The organism is Solwaraspora sp. WMMA2056 (assembly GCF_030345095.1).
In the GTDB taxonomy this organism is placed as follows: Bacteria; Actinomycetota; Actinomycetes; order Mycobacteriales; family Micromonosporaceae; genus Micromonospora_E.
In genome coordinates, this window is record NZ_CP128360.1 from 4469126 (window position 1) to 4487186 (window position 18061).

General features: G+C 70.7%; 13 protein-coding genes. 8 read left to right on the top strand and 5 right to left on the bottom strand.

The genetic code is table 11. The features are described from left to right. Positions 1-22: 22 nt before the first annotated feature. Positions 23-622: a DUF5134 domain-containing protein gene (locus tag O7608_RS20110; protein WP_289206079.1), complete on the top strand. Its 600-nt coding sequence runs from the start codon at positions 23-25 to the stop codon at positions 620-622. A 111-nt stretch (positions 623-733) separates the two neighbouring features. Here the strand turns inward: O7608_RS20110 and O7608_RS20115 are convergent, their stop codons facing one another. Continuing rightward, positions 734-913 (bottom strand): DUF397 domain-containing protein, encoded by a 180-nt coding sequence (locus O7608_RS20115; protein ID WP_281555061.1) that lies wholly within the window; start codon positions 911-913, stop codon positions 734-736. Beyond that, positions 910-1692, bottom strand: a complete 783-nt coding sequence (locus O7608_RS20120; RefSeq protein WP_281555060.1) for a helix-turn-helix domain-containing protein — start codon at positions 1690-1692, stop codon at positions 910-912. The genes O7608_RS20115 and O7608_RS20120 overlap by 4 nt, the downstream gene beginning before the upstream one ends. A gap of 354 nt (positions 1693-2046) precedes the next feature. Here O7608_RS20120 and O7608_RS20125 point away from each other — a divergent pair, with 354 nt between their 5' ends. From O7608_RS20125 to O7608_RS20145, 5 genes are all read left to right on the top strand, one after another. Next, positions 2047-2508 carry a hypothetical protein gene (locus O7608_RS20125; protein ID WP_289206080.1) on the top strand — a complete coding sequence of 154 codons (462 nt, stop codon included), beginning with the start codon at positions 2047-2049 and terminating at the stop codon, positions 2506-2508. Next, positions 2501-2770 carry a hypothetical protein gene (locus tag O7608_RS20130; protein WP_289206081.1) on the top strand — a complete coding sequence of 90 codons (270 nt, stop codon included), beginning with the start codon at positions 2501-2503 and terminating at the stop codon, positions 2768-2770. Before O7608_RS20125 ends, O7608_RS20130 begins: the two co-directional genes overlap by 8 nt. Positions 2771-2982: 212 nt before the next feature. Continuing rightward, positions 2983-6321, top strand: a complete 3339-nt coding sequence (locus O7608_RS20135; RefSeq protein ID WP_289206082.1) for a hypothetical protein — start codon at positions 2983-2985, stop codon at positions 6319-6321. Next, the gene (locus tag O7608_RS20140; protein ID WP_289206083.1) at positions 6318-11267 is read left to right on the top strand and encodes a DEAD/DEAH box helicase; all 4950 of its coding nucleotides are present in this window, start codon (positions 6318-6320) and stop codon (positions 11265-11267) included. The genes O7608_RS20135 and O7608_RS20140 overlap by 4 nt, the downstream gene beginning before the upstream one ends. A gap of 99 nt (positions 11268-11366) precedes the next feature. Further along, positions 11367-12521 (top strand): hypothetical protein, encoded by a 1155-nt coding sequence (locus tag O7608_RS20145; protein WP_289206084.1) that lies wholly within the window; start codon positions 11367-11369, stop codon positions 12519-12521. Between the two features lie 84 nt (positions 12522-12605). Here O7608_RS20145 and O7608_RS20150 read toward each other — a convergent pair whose 3' ends face one another. Next, positions 12606-13430, bottom strand: coding sequence for a hypothetical protein (locus O7608_RS20150; protein WP_289206085.1), 825 nt, complete (start codon positions 13428-13430; stop codon positions 12606-12608). A 64-nt stretch (positions 13431-13494) separates the two neighbouring features. Continuing rightward, positions 13495-14874, bottom strand: a complete 1380-nt coding sequence (locus O7608_RS20155) for a helix-turn-helix domain-containing protein (protein WP_289206086.1) — start codon at positions 14872-14874, stop codon at positions 13495-13497. Positions 14875-15047: 173 nt separating this feature from the next. Here O7608_RS20155 and O7608_RS20160 point away from each other — a divergent pair, with 173 nt between their 5' ends. Next, positions 15048-15254 carry a hypothetical protein gene (locus O7608_RS20160; protein WP_289206087.1) on the top strand — a complete coding sequence of 69 codons (207 nt, stop codon included), beginning with the start codon at positions 15048-15050 and terminating at the stop codon, positions 15252-15254. A gap of 145 nt (positions 15255-15399) precedes the next feature. Here O7608_RS20160 and O7608_RS20165 read toward each other — a convergent pair whose 3' ends face one another. After that, on the bottom strand, positions 15400-16836 hold the full coding sequence (locus O7608_RS20165; RefSeq protein ID WP_289206088.1) for an Nramp family divalent metal transporter: 1437 nt from the start codon (positions 16834-16836) through the stop codon (positions 15400-15402). Between the two features lie 251 nt (positions 16837-17087). Here O7608_RS20165 and O7608_RS20170 point away from each other — a divergent pair, with 251 nt between their 5' ends. Then, positions 17088-18059, top strand: a complete 972-nt coding sequence (locus O7608_RS20170; RefSeq protein ID WP_289206089.1) for a hypothetical protein — start codon at positions 17088-17090, stop codon at positions 18057-18059. The last annotated feature ends 2 nt before the right edge of the window (positions 18060-18061 follow it).

Genomic DNA, 18061 nt, shown 5'->3' on the forward strand with positions numbered 1-18061 from the left:
GCCTGTGGTACTAGCTAGAGTCGTGCTGGAGACGCCCTGGGTTCCCGTCCTGACGATCGTTTTTCTGCTGACCGGGCTCGTCTGCGTCGGTGACCTGGTGATTCGTCGCCGTGGCGTGTCGCGTGACCAGGCGTTCTCTGACGCGGAGCTGATCGATATCAATCACTGCGTGATGAGCGCCGCGATGATCCTGATGGCCTGGCTGATGGTGGATGGCGTGGTCGCCTGGGCGCAGGTCGCGATCTTCGGCATCCTGGTGCTCGCGTTGCTGCCCGGGTACGGGCGGGCGCGTGGCAGATCGGAGCGCGTCGACGTGCTGGGCCACGTCACGCAGAACCTGGCGATGATCTGGATGCTCGCGGCGATGCCGACCCTGATGTCGGAGATGGGGATCGGCGGTGGCTCCGGGCACGTGCACGGGGTAGCCGCGGCCGGGGCGACGCCCACGCCGACTCCGGCGTGGGCGGACCTGACAAACGTCGTCTTCGTGGTCCTGAGCGCGGCCGGCGCGCTGTGGTGGCTGTACCGTGCCGCGACGACGTCCAACCATCGGCTGCATCTGCTGAGCTACGGCGTCATGAGCGCCGGCATGGCGACGATGCTGCTGCTGATGAACGTGTGAGATTGGCCGGCGGTACGGCGTCAGCCCCCTGTCAGGCCCGCGTCGTGGGCCGGACAGGGGGCTACGGTGGCGCCGGTGGCCGGGCCGGTCAGTTGCCGGCCGGCCGGTGGTTCAGCGGTTGACGGTGATCTCGGCGAGGAACGACCGCCAGGCAGCCGGGGCGAAGGCGAGGGTGCCGCCGTCGCGGTCCTTGGTGTCCCGTACGTACACCCGACCGGGCAGGTTCTCGGCCACCTCGACACATCCGTTGGTGTCGCTGCGGCTCGACTTGTGCCATAGTGCACCGTTCATGTCCATTTCTCGGCCATCCTCTTGATCAGGTCTAGGCTCTGCTGGTACGGCAGGGCATGTCCTCGGGTCGACTCCCACGCGTCCTCCAGCTTGGCCGTGTCATACGGGGCCTCGATGATCCGACCGCGTAGGTAGCCGTCCAGGAACCCAACAGTACGCCCCTCGACAGTCGCGAGCACCAGGCCGCCATGAAGCCCGGCGTAGAGGCCAGTGCCGAGCGGGATCACATGTACCTGGACATTGGGCAGCTCGCATGCGGACACCAGCGCGTCGACCTGTTCCCGCATCACCTCTCGGCTGACAACTTCACGATGGAAGACCAGCTCGTCAACCACCGCGACAAGCCGGATCGGGCTGTCCTTGGTCAAGATCGACTGTCTGGCAATTCTTGCCTGGACCAGAGCGTCAAGATCGGATGCGGGTTCGTCAAAGATCCGCAGCACCTCCCGGGCATACGCCTCGGTCTGCAACAGTCCGGGCACGACGAACGGGTGGAAGACGCGAAGTAGGGTCGCTCGCGCCTCGTAATCGACGAATGGCTTCAACCACACGGGAGCGTGTTCGCCGATGACGAACTCGCGGTAGAACTTCATGAAGGCGGTGCCGAACACCTTGTCGACCATGCCCAGGTAGTTGGGCAGGGCGGGGCGTTCGCCGCGCTCGATGGAGCCGACGTGCTTCGCGGAGAAGTGGACGCGCTCGCCCCACGACTCCTGGGTGAGACCCATCGACTCGCGTACTCGCCGTAGCTCCGATATCAGATACTCGCTGCCGCTCACAAGCCCCTCGCATCCCTCGGATTCCCTCGTGCACACGCGGTGGAGACATCGCCGAGAGGCGTCCCCGTTGCGTGATTTCGCCAATCATCTTCCTCGACGAGCGCTGAGGCGTCCAGCATGGATTTCGGTCCTGTGGACAACTGCAAGATCAGGTTGAGTAATTGATCTTCGGGCTTCTATCAGATGGACTCTTGACGTTGCAAGGCTTTCGCATCCCTCAGTTTCCCTCGTGCTGGTCGAGGTTCGCGTCATGGGACTCCCGGCGTGCACGGGGTCACCGGTCGGGTTCCGCCAACCGTGACACCGAGTCCAGGGTGGATGTCACGACTCATTGGCTATCCAAGGAGGATCTTGGTGGTGCACAGGAACGACGGGATCGGCGGGACGCCCCGGCTGGCCCGCTACACGTCGATCGGGACGCCACGGCGTACCGATGCGACCCCGAATCGGCCGCCGCTGCCGCGACGGACGCCGGGGGAGACGGACATCGGCCGCGACCCGCGGTTCCGGCTGACCGCCGCCCGCGCGGTCGACCCCGCTCTGACCGGCGCGGTCGACGCCGCGCTCGACCCCGGCGACACCGTGGTGGCGCAGGCGGTGCACCGGGCGCGGATCGACATCGCCGAACACCTGCCGTCGGCGCGGCTCGGCGAATGCCGCACCTGTGACGTCGCCGCGCCGTGCCGGCCGTTCCTGCGGTCGCTGGTCATCCTCGACCGCTGGGATCCGGGTAAGGCCCGGCGGGTGCGGGCGGTGCTGCAGCTTTCCGGGCTGATGCCGGACGGCTACCCGCACGGGGAGGACGACGATGTCTGACGAGCCGCTGCGGATCGGCGAGACGCTGCACCTGGGCAAGGCCGACTGGGTGTACGGCGACTGTTCGATGCGGGTACGGGTCTCCGACATCCGCTACGGCCACGACAGCGACGAGTCGCCGGTGATCGGCGTCATCGCCACGATCGTCGGCGGTGGACGCGACGGCCGGATGGTGGCGATCGCGATCTACAAACAGGCGCTGACCCGGCCCGGAGTGCGGGAATCAGCGCGTGCCGTCAACGGGACCGACCCGTACCAGTGATAGAAGTCGGCTGCGGCCGGCGCGGCGCTGACACCCGTCGTCGGTGCCTGCCGTGCCGGCCGCGTCGGCGGGTGTGATGGGATTGTCAGCCCGACGGCGCTGACCGAACGGACACGGTCAGGTTCCGGAGGGACCTGTTTCCTTGAGTTGCTGCCGATACATCTGCATAGTCGCGATACGGCCCAGATCGCCTATTCGTCAGGGGGACCGTGGTGCGGGCATCCGACTATCTCCACGATCGGGAGCGTGAGTGGGCGCCGGCGCTGCGGGCGGTATCGCTGGTCGCCGAGATCGCGGTGCCCGAGCTCGAAGCCCGCCGAGCGGTCAGTGCGCTGGGAAAACTGTACGGCGCCGGCAGCGAGTATGAGCAGCGTCAATACCTGTACTACCGCTACCCGGCCTGCCTGCTGGTCGGCCTCAGCGGGATCGGTGCGTCCCGCTACGAGCAGGGCAACTACTGGGGTGCCGTGCGGGACCACACCCGCCACCAGGTCGACGAGACCGCCTGGGGCGCGGCGTTCCGGGCCAACCTGGACCAGTTCGGCCTGGCCCGATTCCCCGGCCTGCCGCAGATCAACGTCGGTGAAATCCTCATGCACGGCGGGATTCCCGCCTACTGCCTGGGGGACCTGCTGAACCTGCTGCTGCAACGGCAGTCCCGCGAGCCTGGCACCACCGTCACGGACTTCTTCGCCTGGGCGTTGACACCCGGCCGGGAATCGCGACTGAACACCCTCGACATGCCGGTGCGGCGGCTGCTGCAGCATGGCGGCGAATACGCCGAAGACCTCGTCGACCGCTGCATCGACCTGCTGGACCGGTTCCGCGCGCCGGCGTTCACCGCCGACGGGCTCGGCCTGCCGCCGCACCTGATCGACCAGGCCCGCGGCTACGTCGAGGCCGGGCAGCTCGACTGGGCCGGCACCGCGACCCGCACCGGCACCGCCGCCGGAGGCAGCGGCGGCGCGGCGACACCCCGACCGTACGTGGAGCTGGAGCCGTACGGCCGGGGCCTGCTGGTGCGGCTGCCGGCGGTGCCCGACGCACCCGGCGGCCGGGTCGAATGGCGGGTCCGGGCCGGCGAAGACGTCCAGACGATCGTCAGCCGCTCCCGGATCCCCGGCGACGTCGACACCGCGCCACCGGCCGTCGCGACGATCTCCCGACCGGTGCGGCAGGTCACCGTCGAACTCGCCGCCATCGAGCGGGAGTTCGAACTCGACCTGATCGACCCACGCGAACCGCTGCTGATCTTCACCGACGAAGGCCGGCGGGTGCCGCTGACCGCCAGCCTGCCACCGGAGCCGGTCTGGATCCTGCACCCCGGTCGTGACGGCACCGGCCAGCCGGTCACCCTGCACATCGACCGGGCCGCCGCCGCGACCAAAGCCGGCCCCGGCGGCCCGGCAGCCGACGGCGACCTGCCGGTGCCGTACGGCTGGTTCGGCTGGACGCTGCGCCGGGTCGACCTGGGACAGGTCACCGGGCTGCGGCTCGCCGACGGACCGACCCGGCGGGTCGGCACCGCCCGGCGGGCCCAGCTGCGCCTCAGCCCGCCGCTGCCCGACGTGGTCAGCGTCGCCGGCACCCCCGTGTACGGTGCCGCCCCGGCACTGTTCCTGCCGACCGAGGCGGGCGTGGCCACCGAATGGTCGATCCGCGTCCGCCGGCCCGGCAGCGCCGACCTGCTCACCGCCGCCAGTGTGCGGATCACCGGCGACACCGTCACCGACCCGTGGCGGCAGCTGCCCCGGCCACTCGTCGGCAGCTACGAGATCACCGTCCGAGGGCCGCTCGGCCGGGGCCTGTCGCGCACCCTCGACCTCGCCGAAGGGCTGACCGTCACCGTCCACCCGGTGTGGCGGGAGCTGCGGCCCGACGGCCTCGCGCCAGCGACCGTCCGGCTCGGCGCGGCCGCGACGGCGCTGCGGGTCGACCCGCCGCTGACCCGACTCGACCCGACCCAGACCAGCACCGACGCGCAGCTCACCGCCGCCGGACACACCACCACGGTACGGGTCACCCCGCCGCACATGTCCGCCCAGTGGATCAGCGCCGGCCGCACCACCCCGTGGTCGCTGCAGCCGCTGCGCCTGGACACCGAAACCGTCGGCGACGGCGAACTGCTGGTCCGGCTGCCGGCGGCGGTCGACGCCGACCTCGTCGTCACCAGCGGCGGCCAGCAACGGCAGACGCTCGCCTCCCGCGCCACGTACGGTCAGCCACTCGCCCGGTTCCCGCTCGCCGCGATCGCCGACACCGTCCGGGTCTGCGGCTCCGCCCAGCTCGCGGTCCGCCTGGGCGGCCAACAGTTCCCGGTCGCCCGCTGCCTGCCCCGACAACTCGCCGGCACCGTCCACCTCAAAGACGACCAGCTGGCCCTCGACGACGCCAGCCCGGTCAACGGACTGACCGCCGGCGTCTACCAGGTGCTGGCCCCGTGGCGGCCACCGCACGTCACCCCGATCGGCGCAGACCTGGCCAGCGAGCCGCTGCCCGCCGACCTGACCCGGGCCGGGCCGCTCGCGGTGCTGCTGCGCGTCGACGACCCGTGGCTGCCCGAACCCTGGCCGGACTGGCCCGGACAGGACAACAGTTTCACCGTCGACGGCGACTGGGACCCGCCGCTGCCCGACACCCCCGACACGGCGCTGTCGCGTCACCTGGCCGGGCTGACCGACCTGCCGGACCGCCCCGACATCGCCCCGCTGATCCTCCCGCTGTACCGCCGCGCCGAGGACCTGCGCCGCCACGGCGTCACCGTCGCCGTCCGCGACACCGCCGCCGTGCTGCGCCGACACCCGGTCGCCGCCCTGACCGCGTTGACCCGCACCCGGTCACCCGCAGCCGAACTGGTGGCCCCGCTGGTGCACTCCGGACTGGTGGCGCTGCCGCCGTTGGCCTACCTCGGCACCGCCGACGAGGCGAGGCTGTGGCAGACCAGCCCACTCGCGGCGCTGCTGGCCACCACGTACCGGCTCGGGGTCACCGCGGCCGGCGACGACCTGCACGAACGGGCGGCGACGGCGTGCGGCGACGTGCTCGACAAGCTTCTGGCCGGCGAGCCCGACCCGCACCGGGCGGCCGGCCGGTTCGACCAGGCCGCGCAAATGCTCGCCCGGCTGCCGGCCGAGCAGCGCGACGAGCTGTGGCGGGCGATGCGCATCGTCCCCGGTGGACTCCTCGATGTCGACGAACGGGTCGCCGCCGCCCGGCGACTGTTCGACGTGCGCGACCGGCCCGGCGTGGCCCGGGTCGCCGCCGCCGGCCCCGACCTGCTGCGCACCCTGCGGCCCGCGCTGGCCGCCGCCGGCGGCCCGGTCGTCGACGCGGCCGTCGGAGCCCGACAACGCGGCCCCGGCTGGCCGGACCTGCCGGCGCTGTCGCTGGCGTTCGCCTTCACCGCCCGGCTGGTCGCCCGCGACCGGCTGCCGGCGAACCTGCTGACCCGGACCACCCCGCACCACGCGACCCTGGCCCGGCACGCCCCCGACCTGACCACCATCGACATCTTCCTCGCCGAACTCACCCTCACCGGAGACGCCGAATGATCCTGGATCCCCTGGCCACCAGCGACGACATCGTCGCCACCTATCAGCGGTACCTACGCAGCCTGGTCGAGCCGAGAGATCCCCGGCTCGCCGCCGCACTGGACACCGCGATCGCCGACGCGATCAGCCGGGAGATCACCAAAGGGCCGCTGCTGGAAGCCACCCCGCCGTACCGCACCGGACGCACCCCGCGTCAGCTCATCGACGCCGGGGCGCTGCACCCGGGCATCGCCGCGCTCGGCGCCGGCCTGGCCCTGGACCGGCCGCTGTACCGGCACCAGGAACGGGCGATCGGCAAGGTGCGGGCCGGGCGCAACGTCGTCGTCGCTACCGGCACCGGGTCGGGCAAGACCGAAAGCTTCCTCCTGCCGATCCTGGACCGGCTGATGGCGCAGCGGGCCGCCGGCACCCTCGGCCCCGGTGTCCGGGCGCTGCTGCTCTACCCGATGAACGCCCTCGCCAACGACCAGATGAAGCGGCTGCGCACCCTGCTCGCCGGAGCCCCCGACATCACCTTCGGCCGCTACACCGGCGAAACCAGGCACACGCAGCGCGAGGCCGCCGAGGTCTTCGCCCAACAGCACCCCGGCGAGCAGCGGCTACCCAACGAACTGCTCAGCCGCGAACAGATGCAGGCCACGCCACCGCATCTGCTGCTGACCAACTACGCCATGCTGGAATACCTGCTGCTGCGGCCACTGGACATGGACCTGTTCGAAGGCGACCACGCCGGCCACTGGCAGTTCATCGTCGTCGACGAAGCCCACGTCTACGACGGGGCGCGCGGCGCCGAGCTGGCGATGCTGCTGCGTCGGCTCGTCGACCGGGTCGGCCGAGGTCGGTCGGTGCAGTGCATCGCCACCAGCGCCACCGTCGGCGGCGACCTGGCGGCGGTCGCCGCCTTCGCCAGCTCCCTGTTCCCGGTTCCGTTCCAGCATGACCCGGCCGACGCCGCGTCGCAGGACGTCATCACCGCCGAACGGGTCGAGGTGCCGGCCGGGCCGGAATGGGGTCCGCTTCCCGCCGCCGCGTACCGGCAGCTGCGCGAGGCCCCGTCGCCGGCAGCGGCCCTGCTGGAGCGCGCCCGCCGCGACGGCGTGCCAGCTGTCGTGGACGCCGCCGCTGCGGTGCTGGAGCAGGAGCAGCGGGTACGCCGGCTCAAGCGGCTGCTCTCCCACGGGCCGATGCCGCTGCGTGAGGTCGCCCGGGCGCTGTTCCCCGACGACGCCGACCAGACGGCCGTCACCGACCTCGTCGCACTCGCCAACGCCATCCACGACAGCACCGGCACCCCGGTGCTGTCCGCCCGCTACCACCTGTTCGCCCGCGCCACCGAAGGTGCCTTCGCCTGCCTCGGCGCGAACGGCCCGCACGTGAGCCTCACCCGGCACGAACGCTGCACCAGCTGCGGCGACGCCGCCTTCGAGATCGGCACCTGCCGTCGGTGCGGCACCGAACACCTGGCCGGCACTGTCGAACGGGTCGGCAGCACCGCCGTCTTCCGGTCCCGCCGCTCCCGCGACGAACAACAGACCTGGCTGGCCCTCGTCGACGCGGTGACCACCGACGAGGATGAGGAGACCCTGCAGACCAACAGCGTCGCCAAGACCAGCGAAACCGGTGCGCTCTGCGCCCGCTGCGGGGTGTTCCAGGTCGGACCGCCCGGCAACTGTCCACAGTGCCCCAACAGTCCGATGCGGGCGGTGCGGTTCGTGCGGCAGAACGCCGAAGCACTCACCTCCTGCGTCGGCTGTGGCGGACGCGGCGACGGACTCATCCGGTTGTTCGCCAGCGGCAACGAAGCCTCCGCCTCGGTGCTCGCCACCGCCCTCTACCAGCGGCTGCCGCAGGCCACCGACGCGGCGCAGCAGGCCCTGCCCGGTGGCGGTCGCAAAGTGCTGCTGTTCAGCGACAGCCGCCAGTCGGCGGCCTACTTCGCCCCGTACCTGGAAGACTCCTACCAGCGGGTGCAGCGACGCCGCCTGCTGCGCGAAGGCGCGCTCGCCGCCACCGCCCGTGGCGACGCCGAGATCCGGCTCGACGACGTCGTCCACGACACGGCCCGCGCCGCCGACAAGTACGGCATCTTCCAACGCCGCGACTCCGCCCAGGCCCGCCGCCGGCAGGTCGCCCTCTGGGCGCAGACCGAGATCGTCGGCGTCGACGAACGCAACTCCCTCGAAGGGCGCGGCCTGCTCGCCTGGGGCATGTCCCGCGACCCCGCCTGGCGGGCACCCCAACCGCTGACCAGCCTCGGCCTGACCGAGGTGGAAGTGTGGGCGCTGCTCGACGAACTGCTGCGCTCCGTACGGCTGCAGGGAGCCGTCGCCGCCCCCGACGGGGTCGACCCGCGCGACGAGGCGTTCGCCCCCCGCGTCGGGCCGATCTACCTGCGCGGCACCGGCTCCGACTCCCGCCGCAAGGTGCTGAGCTGGCTGCCGACGAAAGGCACCAACCGGCGGGTCGACTACCTGCGGCGGGTCCTCGCCCGCCTCGGTGTCACCGCCGACCCGCACCAGCTGCTCGACGGCATCTGGCGGCTGCTGACCGCCGGGCCGATGAGCGAACTGTTGCGATCCAGCCTCGAACCCGGCATCGGGCAGGTCTACCAGCTCGACCACGAACTCGTCACCTGCACGGTCCCCGGCGACGACCACCCGGTCTGGCAGTGCGGCACCTGCCGGCGGATCACCCCGTACACCGTCCGGGGGGTCTGCCCCACCATGAAGTGCGTCGGTGAGCTGGCCCGCTGGGTGCCGCCGCCGGCCGACGTCGACCACGACCACTACCGGTCGGTGTACCGGGATATGAACCCGGTGCCGATGCGGGTGCTCGAACACACCGCCCAGTGGACCAGCGAACAGGCCGCGAAGATTCAGCAGGAGTTCGTCCGGGGCGAGGTCAACGCGTTGTCCTGCTCCACCACGTTCGAACTCGGTGTCGACGTCGGTGAACTGCAGGCCGTCATGCTGCGCAACATGCCACCCACCACCGCCAACTACGTGCAGCGGGCCGGGCGGGCTGGCCGGCGCACCGACTCGGCGGCCCTGGTGCTGACCTACGCGCAGCGCCGGTCACATGACCTGTCCCGGTTCGCCGAACCGGACCGGATGATCGCCGGTGAGGTCCGGGCACCGTACGTGCCGCTGACCAACGTCCGGATCGACCGCAGGCACGCCCACTCGGTGGCCCTGGCCGCGTTCTTCCGGCACCACTTCCGCACCTACGGCACCATCTGGCGTACGGCGGGGGAGTTCCTGCTCGCCGGCGACGACGGCGTCGCGCCGGTGACGTTGGTCGCCGGCTTTCTCGATCCGGTGCCGGCGGAGATCGTCGAATCGCTGCACCGGGTCCTGCCGGCCGAAGTCCGCGACGAGATCGGCGTCGCCTCCGGCGACTGGGTCACCCACCTGGTCGGCCTGCTGGAGTCGGTCCGCGCCGAACTGCAGAACGACGTCGACATCTACGAGGAGAAACGGGCCGAGGCGTTCGCCGCCCGCAAGGACGATAGCGCGGCCCGGTTCGGCCGGGTGATGAAGACCATCACCGGCCGGGAACTGCTCGGCCTGCTCGCCAACCGCAACGTCCTGCCCAAGTACGGCTTCCCGGTCGACACCGTCGAACTGCGGCTCACCTTCGCCGACGACCAGATGTCCCGCCAACTGGAGCTGTCCCGGGACCTGTCGTCGGCGATCTACGAGTACGCCCCCGGTGCCGAGGTGGTCGCCGGTGGACAGACCTGGCAGTCGGCCGGGGTGTACCGGCTGCCCGGCCGGGACCTGGAACGGCGCCACTACGCCGTCTGCGCCGGCTGCGGCCACTACCGGGACTCGATCGAGCGGCTCGACCCGCAGTGCCCGGCCTGCGGCGCGCCGGCCACCGGCGTCCCCCGGCAGTACGCGGTGCCGGTGTTCGGGTTCGTCGCCGACCGGTCCGGGGGCCGCCGGCCCAGCACCGCGCCCCGGCGCACCTGGCACGGCGCCACCCACGTGGTCTCCACCGGTGCCGAGATTCTCGAGGACAAGGTCGACCTGCCGGGCGGCTCCGTGACGGTCCGGGCCGGCTCCCGTGGCGAACTGATCGCCGTCAGCGACGGTGCCGGCGGAGCCGGTTACCTCATCTGCGACCGGTGCGGATTCGCCCAGTCCAACACCAGCAAAAAGCAGCGCCAGCACTCCAGCCCGCTCACCGGCCGGGACTGCCCGGGCCGGTTGGAACTGCTGTCGCTGGCCCACAAGTACCAGACCGACGTGCTCGACCTCAGTGTCGACAGCGCCGCGCTGGGCGGTATCGACGACAACGGTTGGCGGTCGCTCGCGTACGCGGTCGTTGAAGGGGCAGTGCAGGCGCTGGAGATCTCCCGCGACGACATCGACGCCACGGTGTACCGGACCGAAGCCAACCGCAGCGTGATCATGCTGTACGACACCGTGCCGGGCGGTGCCGGGCACGTGCAACGGATCGCGGCGCGGGTACGTGACGTCCTCGACGAGGCGCTGCGGCGGGTCCGCGACTGCGAATGCGGGGTGGAAACCAGCTGCTACCGGTGTCTGCGGGTGTTCCGCAACGACCGCTACCACGAGCACCTGCGTCGCGGTGTCGCCGCCGACGTGCTGGGTCGGCTGCTCGGCCGAGACGATCAGACCACTGTCGGGGCGCTGCGGGTCACCCTCGCCGAACACACGGCCGCGGTCGGCGCCGACCGCAGGTTCCTGATCGACGACGTACCCGGTGAGGTGTTCGAACCGGTGACACCCGGCCAGCTCGACCTCTACGAGGGACGGATCGTCTTCGCCCGACAGGCCGGTGCGGCGGCGGTCGGCCGACTCTGGTTGCGCCGCGACGGCGAGAACGGCGACGTCGTTGGCGCCGGGGTCGAGCCGCTGGCCGGCGAACCGTTGGACGGCCTCGACGACCTGACCCTCATCGGCGTCGCGCTGCTCTGACCAGGACACCCCTGCCGTACGCGTGTCGCCGCATGCTATCACCAGATGTCGCCTAACGTGGTTTTTAGGTGACGACTGGTGGCGAAGAAGGTGAATCTCGTGTCAACTGGGGCATGGTGGACGGCGGAAGACGTCGCCAACGTGGAGAAGGACCTGGCCCGGCATCCCAAATCCGGCCTGTGGAGCTACACCAGTCCGGCGGAGATGGCCCACTGGGTCTTCGCCGATCCGGCGTTGCCCGCCGCCGGGGATCTGGCCGCACCGGGCGTGGATCCACTCGACGCTGATCTTGACGAGCCGGCGCGCGCCTCATGGGCACTCGCCGGTTGGTACATCCGGATGACCGTGCCGAAGCCGGCCGAGACCGACGGCAAGCTGTGGTTCCTGAACCAGCGGCGGGTGCGGGGCCGGTCGCTGCTGCGGGTGACCCTCGGCCGGCTGGAGACACTGTGGCTGTACGAGGACGGCGACGGGATCAACTTCCACTTGGACAAGGTCGCCGTCGATGCGGCTTTCGAGGCGGGCGTCATCGACGAGGACGCCTGGGTCACCCGGGTCGCCGAGCGTGAGGACGACCCGTACGACACCCTGCGGGGCGAGAAGATTGGCTGTGTGTGCGACACCGTCGACGACGCGCTGTGGGCCCTGCGGCAGCCACCGGTCCTCGCTGCGGCGCGGCTGCTCAACGTCAAGTGTCTGGCCGTCGGCGGCTTCTCGTTCCAGCGACTGCACCGGCCGGAGCGGCTGGCCCGAGCCTGGTCCGCCGCACAGGCGCACTTCGACTCCCCGCCACTGCGGTCAGAGCCGGAGCCGGCGTTCGACCGTCCGTACCGGTCTCCGATCGTGGACCCGGCGGCGCTGACCGGCACCCGGGCCTTCGACAAGCACGCGTACGCGGCCGGGTGCGACGAGCACGACCGGCTCAGCCGCTGGCTGATCGACACTCTGGCCGCCACCGGTACGTCGGCGGGCACCGGGCTGGCCGGAGTGCCGGTGGACCTGGCCTGGCAGGACGCTGACGGCCGGCAGTACATCGCCGAGGTCAAGAGCCTCGTCGGTGCTGGTCCGGAGGATCAGTTGCGGCTCGGTCTCGGGCAGGTGCTCGAGTACCGGCACCGGCTGGCCCTGCTCGGCCGGGTGGTCACCCCGATCCTGCTGACCTCGGCCCCGGTCGACGAGGTGTGGCGCGACATCTGCCGGGACAACGGCGTGACCCTGCTCGTCGACGGTGATCCATTGCCTTCCGGTTGTTGATCCACTGCGCTTCACCAACTCGACACGCCGGTGGTCAATTTGCTGAGGCGCATTGGATCACACGTCGGGAAAGGGAACGGCGACCTACTCCCCGAGGAAGTCGTCCAACTTGAAGGATTGGCTGCTCGCCAATCTGGCGACCAGGTCTTCTGGCTCCGGCGACGTGGTGTGCCTCTCGTGGTGGATGCGGCGCAGGTCGTCCGCCACGATCCAGTCGCTGGTGTAGAGACAGACCGAAGGGATCACCGCTCCAGCGCCGCCGATCCTGAGGATCCTTGCCTGGCCGTAGTGGGCGTAGTCGAGTCGCCAGGACGGATCGTCGTCGAGTAGCCTGACCGCAACCTTCGGCGGGTCATGGGTGAATGCGATCAGGCCCCTGTCGGTGGCTGCCCAGGAACGTTCCGTGTAGCAGTCGATGTGATACTGGGCATCGAGTACGACCTCGGTGGACGACCAGAACAGCCGTTCGTCATCGCTGATCAGTCCCACCTGACGTCCGTGCGTCGTCTCCTCCCGCGACCTGCTCGCCCGCACCGCCTCGTTGATCTGATCGGCGAGAGCGATTCCGGCAGGGTTCCATCCGCCAAAGCTGATGACGATCCGCTTGCTTCGCTGCCCGTCGTAGTCGCTGACCCGAAACGCGATCTCGCCACGATCTCTATTGAGAACCTGGCACTGACCAATCTTCTCGATCGGGATGACCGTCGGCATCATGGACTCCACGGTTGTCCGATGCAACCTGCTGAACGAGAACAGCCGTAGCTTCTCGCTGGTCAGGCAGGCCACGACCGTCGACCCGCCGTCACCGGGTAGATCCCACAAGCCGGCGGCTATGCCATAGAAGGTCTCCTCGTTCGCGTCGATGCTGAGGTCGGCGGCTCGGTCGAAGTCTGGGTCACCAACACGCATCCGTCCATCGTGCCGTCGCGCCGGCGGCGTGCCATCGGCGGATCGGTCGGCCCGTCGCGTCGGATCAGGTGTCGACGCCGACGCGGGCGGCGAAGGCGCGCAGGTCCGGAAGAGACCGGTGGCGGTCGCTCGACAGCAGGTCGACGGTCAACCGCTGGGCCCACGGCCGGTAGCGGACCTCCTGCGGCGCGGTCTGCTCGGCGGCGAGCAACGCCCGGTACGCCTCGGCGTTCGCGCCTCGGCCGTGCAACGCCAGCGCGGTGTCCTGCCAGTAGCGGGCCCGACGCTCCACGGTGCCCAACTGCTGCGGGGTGATGGCCCGAGCGCATTCGACCGCCGCGCCGAAGTCGCCCAGCGCTCGGCAGACTCCGATCCGGTACAACGCGACATCGACGCTGCCGAAGGCGGGCTTCAGGTCCGCTCGCCGGGTGGCCTCGTCCGCCTCGGCGAGTAGATCCAGAGCGGTGTCCCGCTGGTCGCCGAGTGCGGCCGTGTAGGCGGCGGTGGCGAGCAGTCGTCCGTACGCGGTGACGTCATCGCGTTGCCGCAGCCCGGTCGTGGTGTCGAGCGTCGCCGCTCCGGTGAGCACGACCTCCTGCGCGGTGTCGCGGTGCCGGGTCCGGCGGAGCACGATCGCGGTGATCCGGGCATGTTCGGCCTGCAGCAGCGGGTCCCCGCAGGCCCGCGCCGTCTGACCAGCCCGGTCCATGATCGACCAGGACATGCCGTCCTCGTGCAGCTTGATCAGCACCTGTGCGGTGAGGTGGTACGCCCGGGTCGCCAGGGCGGTGGCCGCACATCGTCGGTCATCGGCGGCGTTGGCGGTGACCGTCGCCGCGCCGGTGACCAGCTGCGGTAGGCGGGTGGCGAGTCGCGCGTACCGACATGCCTGAAGGTCCGCCGACGCGGCGGCCAGTTTGGCGCGCAGCTCGACCGGACCGACAGGTGGGGTGGTGCTCGGATCCGCACCGAGGAGCAGTCTGGACAGCTCGGCCGCCAGCTGCGGTGGGTGGGCAGCGGCGTGGCCGGCTGAGCCCGGGCCCGTGGGGATGGCCGCACCGGCGAGCCCTGCCAGTCCGCCCAGTACCGCGCGCCGTCGGATCACGTCCTCTCCCGTCTCAGGCCAGGATCGGCTACCGCGAAGCCTAACGATCGAAGTGGACCCGTGGTGGCTGGCCGATGTGCCAGAGTTGGCCAACCCGAACAGCTCCGGCGGAATGTCGAACACGTCGGCGAGCCGGCGCAGGGCGGTCACGTCGGTCAACCGCTGCCGGCCGCGTTCGATCCGCGACAGGCTCGCCGCCGAGTAGCCGCAGCGTCGTCCGGCCTCCGCGAGGGTCAGCCGGGCGGCTGTGCGGGCCAGTCGGATCAGGCTGCCGTGGTCGCCGGCTGCCGCCGCCCGACGGGTCTCGGGAAGGCCGGCCCACCGGCGGTCGCCGCTCATCGCAGTCTCCCGCCCATGGTCACGCTCGGTATTGCCTCCACTGTGCAACGGGCGTGCCAGCGCGCGCAAAGCGCTTGCGTATCCGGTAACGACGCGTGTCGGGGCGGCCTGGTCTCTGGTGTCCTGGAAGGGCGGCGGTGATGGCGCTGGACGACGGGTGAGGAGCGGAGACAGTGGACAAATTACGTCAATGTCGGTCCGACCATCGCCGGGTTGCTGTCGTCAATCGGACACTTGGCGTGGGCCTGTCTGGTGTCGCGGCGATCGTTGTGATCATGCTCGCGGCAGGTGGTTCAGGGCGCTCCGCTGCGGTGACCGCGATCGGCGGGATCGTCGCCGCACTGGCAGGACTCGCCGCCGCGTACCTACGTGAAGAATGAGCCGAATGTAACGGTTTGAAGACTGAAGGTGCCAGTGTGGTGGCCTGTTGGGCGGAGACCGTCCGCACGGTCGATGCGCGTTCCGTCGCTCGCGGCAGGGTAGGTGCCAGTGGTGTCGATCAGCCAACCCCGTCGGAGGGCCGGGTCATGCCATCCGGACCCCGGCCAGGCTCAGCAGGTAGACGACGGCGAAGGCACCGAAGAACAGCCCGGCGGTGCCGAGCGCCGCCTGGCTGGTCCGTGACGGCCGTACCGGTGCCGGGAGCCGGCGGTTGACGTAGAGGGTGAGGCCGACGACGACCGGGGTGTGTGCGGCGGCGATGATGCCGCCGACCGACAGGATCTCGACCGGGTTGCGAACCAGCAGGAACAGCACCAGCGGGGCGAGAGTCATGGCGACCGCGACGTACGTCAGGTGGACCGCCCGTGGGCGGCGTAGCAGCCGACCCAGCCGGCCAGTCGGTTCCTGATCGCCCGGCGACCCGTCGTCGTGCCGGCGGGCGGGCGATCCGTCGTGCCGGCCGTTGGCGACCAGCCGGGTGGCGTCGGCGTAGGTGCGCGCCCAGCCGTCCTGGTTGGCGAAGATGGTGCCCCAGAGCGCGACTACCACACAGGTCAGCAGCAGCACCTCACCGACGGTGCCCCACAGATCGCCGAGCAGCGCGGTCAGGTCGCGGGCGACGTCGACCCCGTCGGGAACCTGCCCTTGCGGGGCGAGCAGTTCGGCGCCCAGCACCAGGAACGAGACGATGACGAGTCCACCGCCGGCGACGCCGAGCGCGGCGGTCCGGCTCATCGTCCGGGTCCAGGCGCGCACCCGGTCGATCCGTTCGTCGCGGCCGACCTGCCGGCCCGGAGACGCATCGTCGGTCTGGTCGGTCGAGGAGGACGGGCCGGTCGGTCCGCCGAAGCCACGCGCCGCCACCCAGTAGGAGAACCACATGATGCCGACGGCCCCGGCGAGGATGAATCCGACCCAGGGCAGCACGAAGTACAGGTCGAGGTCGTCCGGCACACCCGGTACCAGGCCGGTCGCGATGTCGCCGCTGACCGTGCTGGCGGCTGCGGTGAGGGCCGCGCCGACCAGCACCAGGGCCATCACGGCGGTGATCCGTTCCACGCCCCGGTAGCGGCCGGCCAGCACCAGCGCCCCGGAGCCGAGGATGACGACGCTGGCGTAGACCGCCTGGCCGCCGGGCAGCGCCACCATGAGCGCGCTGCCGACGAGAGCGGCGATGCCGGCTATGGTGACCACCCCGGCGACGACCTGTGGAACGAAGATCACCCAGATCGCCCAGTTGGCCGGTCCCGGTACGTCGCGGAAGCCGTCGAGCAGGGTACGGCCGGTGGCCACGCTGTACCGGCCGGCCTCGCGAATCATGATCCACATGAGTACGGTGACGAGCAGCGCCAGCCACAGCAGCTCGTAGCCGTACCGCGCGCCGATCCGTGGGGTGAACAGCACCGAACCGGAGCCCACCGACGACACCATCCACAACAGACCTGGACCGTACCAGCGGGACTGGCTGCGCCCGGTCGGGGCGGGGGCGGGCTGTCGGCGCAGACGGAACGCGGTCGTCATGGTGAGGAGTCCTGAGTCGTCATCGAAGAGTCGGACCTCTCCCGACCTACCCCACCCGCCGGTGTACGACACACGCCAGGTAAGGGATTGACGCTCGACGACACGGTGCGGGGCTGTTCCAGCCTCCCCGACATGCGCGCTAACAGATGGTAGGAAGTCGATGACTCCATGTATGCCGAGGATCGGTGGATGCAATGAGTAACAGTCGACAGGGGTGCTCGCCTGCCCGTCCTGGCCCCCGCTCGGCCAGCATGCGGTGGCCGATTGCAGCCCTGGTCGGGGTGGCGATGGCGGCGGGGATGACCAGTGGTGCGTCGGCCGCTCTGGTCACCGACGCCGGCAGCGGCACCGCCATCACCACCCGGGTGTTCGACCGGGCCACCGGAGAGCCGGTCAAGGGCGTCTGTGTGCTGGCCATGCCGGTCCCCACGTTCAGCCTGCCGAAGGCCTGCCCGGCCCGCAGCGGTGGCGGCGGTCGGGTGACCGTCGAGGTGCCGGGGCCCGGCGAGTACAACCTGTTCGCCCTGCCCAAGCTGGACAGCCCGTACGGTGCCCAGTGGGTGGGGCCCGACGGCGGCACCGGCCGGCAGCAGGACGCCCGGCGGGTCACCCTCGCCACCGGCGAGACGAAGCGGGTGGCGCAGATCCTGTTGGATCCGCGCGCCACGATCAGCGGTGTGGTCGACCACTGGGCCGGGGACCCAACGGGGCTGGTCTCCGTCGCGCCGATCCAGCTGGACGTGTACCGGGAGCAGCGATCGGTACCGGTCGACGTCGACGGTACCTTCGAGATCGACTGGGTCGGCCCGTACGAGTGGCCGGTGCTGTTCCGGTCGCAGGACGGCCCGGCACAGTGGAGCGGGCGGGTTGGCAACCGGTTGATCGCCGAGGTGGTTCCGGCGGTCGTCGGCGGCTCGGTCGAACCGTACACGTTCCGCACGTTGCGGTTCAGGGGAGCCGCAATTCGGGTCCAGATGGCCAGCCTCCCGACCGGCTTGCCGGGGCGGGTGGTCCTCTACAACAGCGCAACCGGGGACGTCATGGGAGTCGGTGAGTTCGACGGGTCGCAGAGCTCGGTCCGTGCGGTCGTCATCGGTGGACAGCAGGTCAAGATCGAGTGTCAGTGCCCTGACGGGACACGTTGGTACGGTGGTACCAGCTTCGCCGACGCCACGCCGGTCGTTGCCGCCTACTACGCCGGCATCAACATCGACATGCGGTAGGG

Coding starts and splice junctions, on each gene's coding strand:
- O7608_RS20115 (WP_281555061.1), bottom strand. CDS start 913: ATGAACGGTGCACTATGGCACAAGTCGAGCCGCAGCGACACCAACGGA.
- O7608_RS20130 (WP_289206081.1), top strand. CDS start 2,501: ATGTCTGACGAGCCGCTGCGGATCGGCGAGACGCTGCACCTGGGCAAG.
- O7608_RS20140 (WP_289206083.1), top strand. CDS start 6,318: ATGATCCTGGATCCCCTGGCCACCAGCGACGACATCGTCGCCACCTAT.
- O7608_RS20150 (WP_289206085.1), bottom strand. CDS start 13,430: ATGCGTGTTGGTGACCCAGACTTCGACCGAGCCGCCGACCTCAGCATC.
- O7608_RS20155 (WP_289206086.1), bottom strand. CDS start 14,874: ATGAGCGGCGACCGCCGGTGGGCCGGCCTTCCCGAGACCCGTCGGGCG.
- O7608_RS20165 (WP_289206088.1), bottom strand. CDS start 16,836: ATGACGACCGCGTTCCGTCTGCGCCGACAGCCCGCCCCCGCCCCGACC.
- O7608_RS20170 (WP_289206089.1), top strand. CDS start 17,088: ATGCGGTGGCCGATTGCAGCCCTGGTCGGGGTGGCGATGGCGGCGGGG.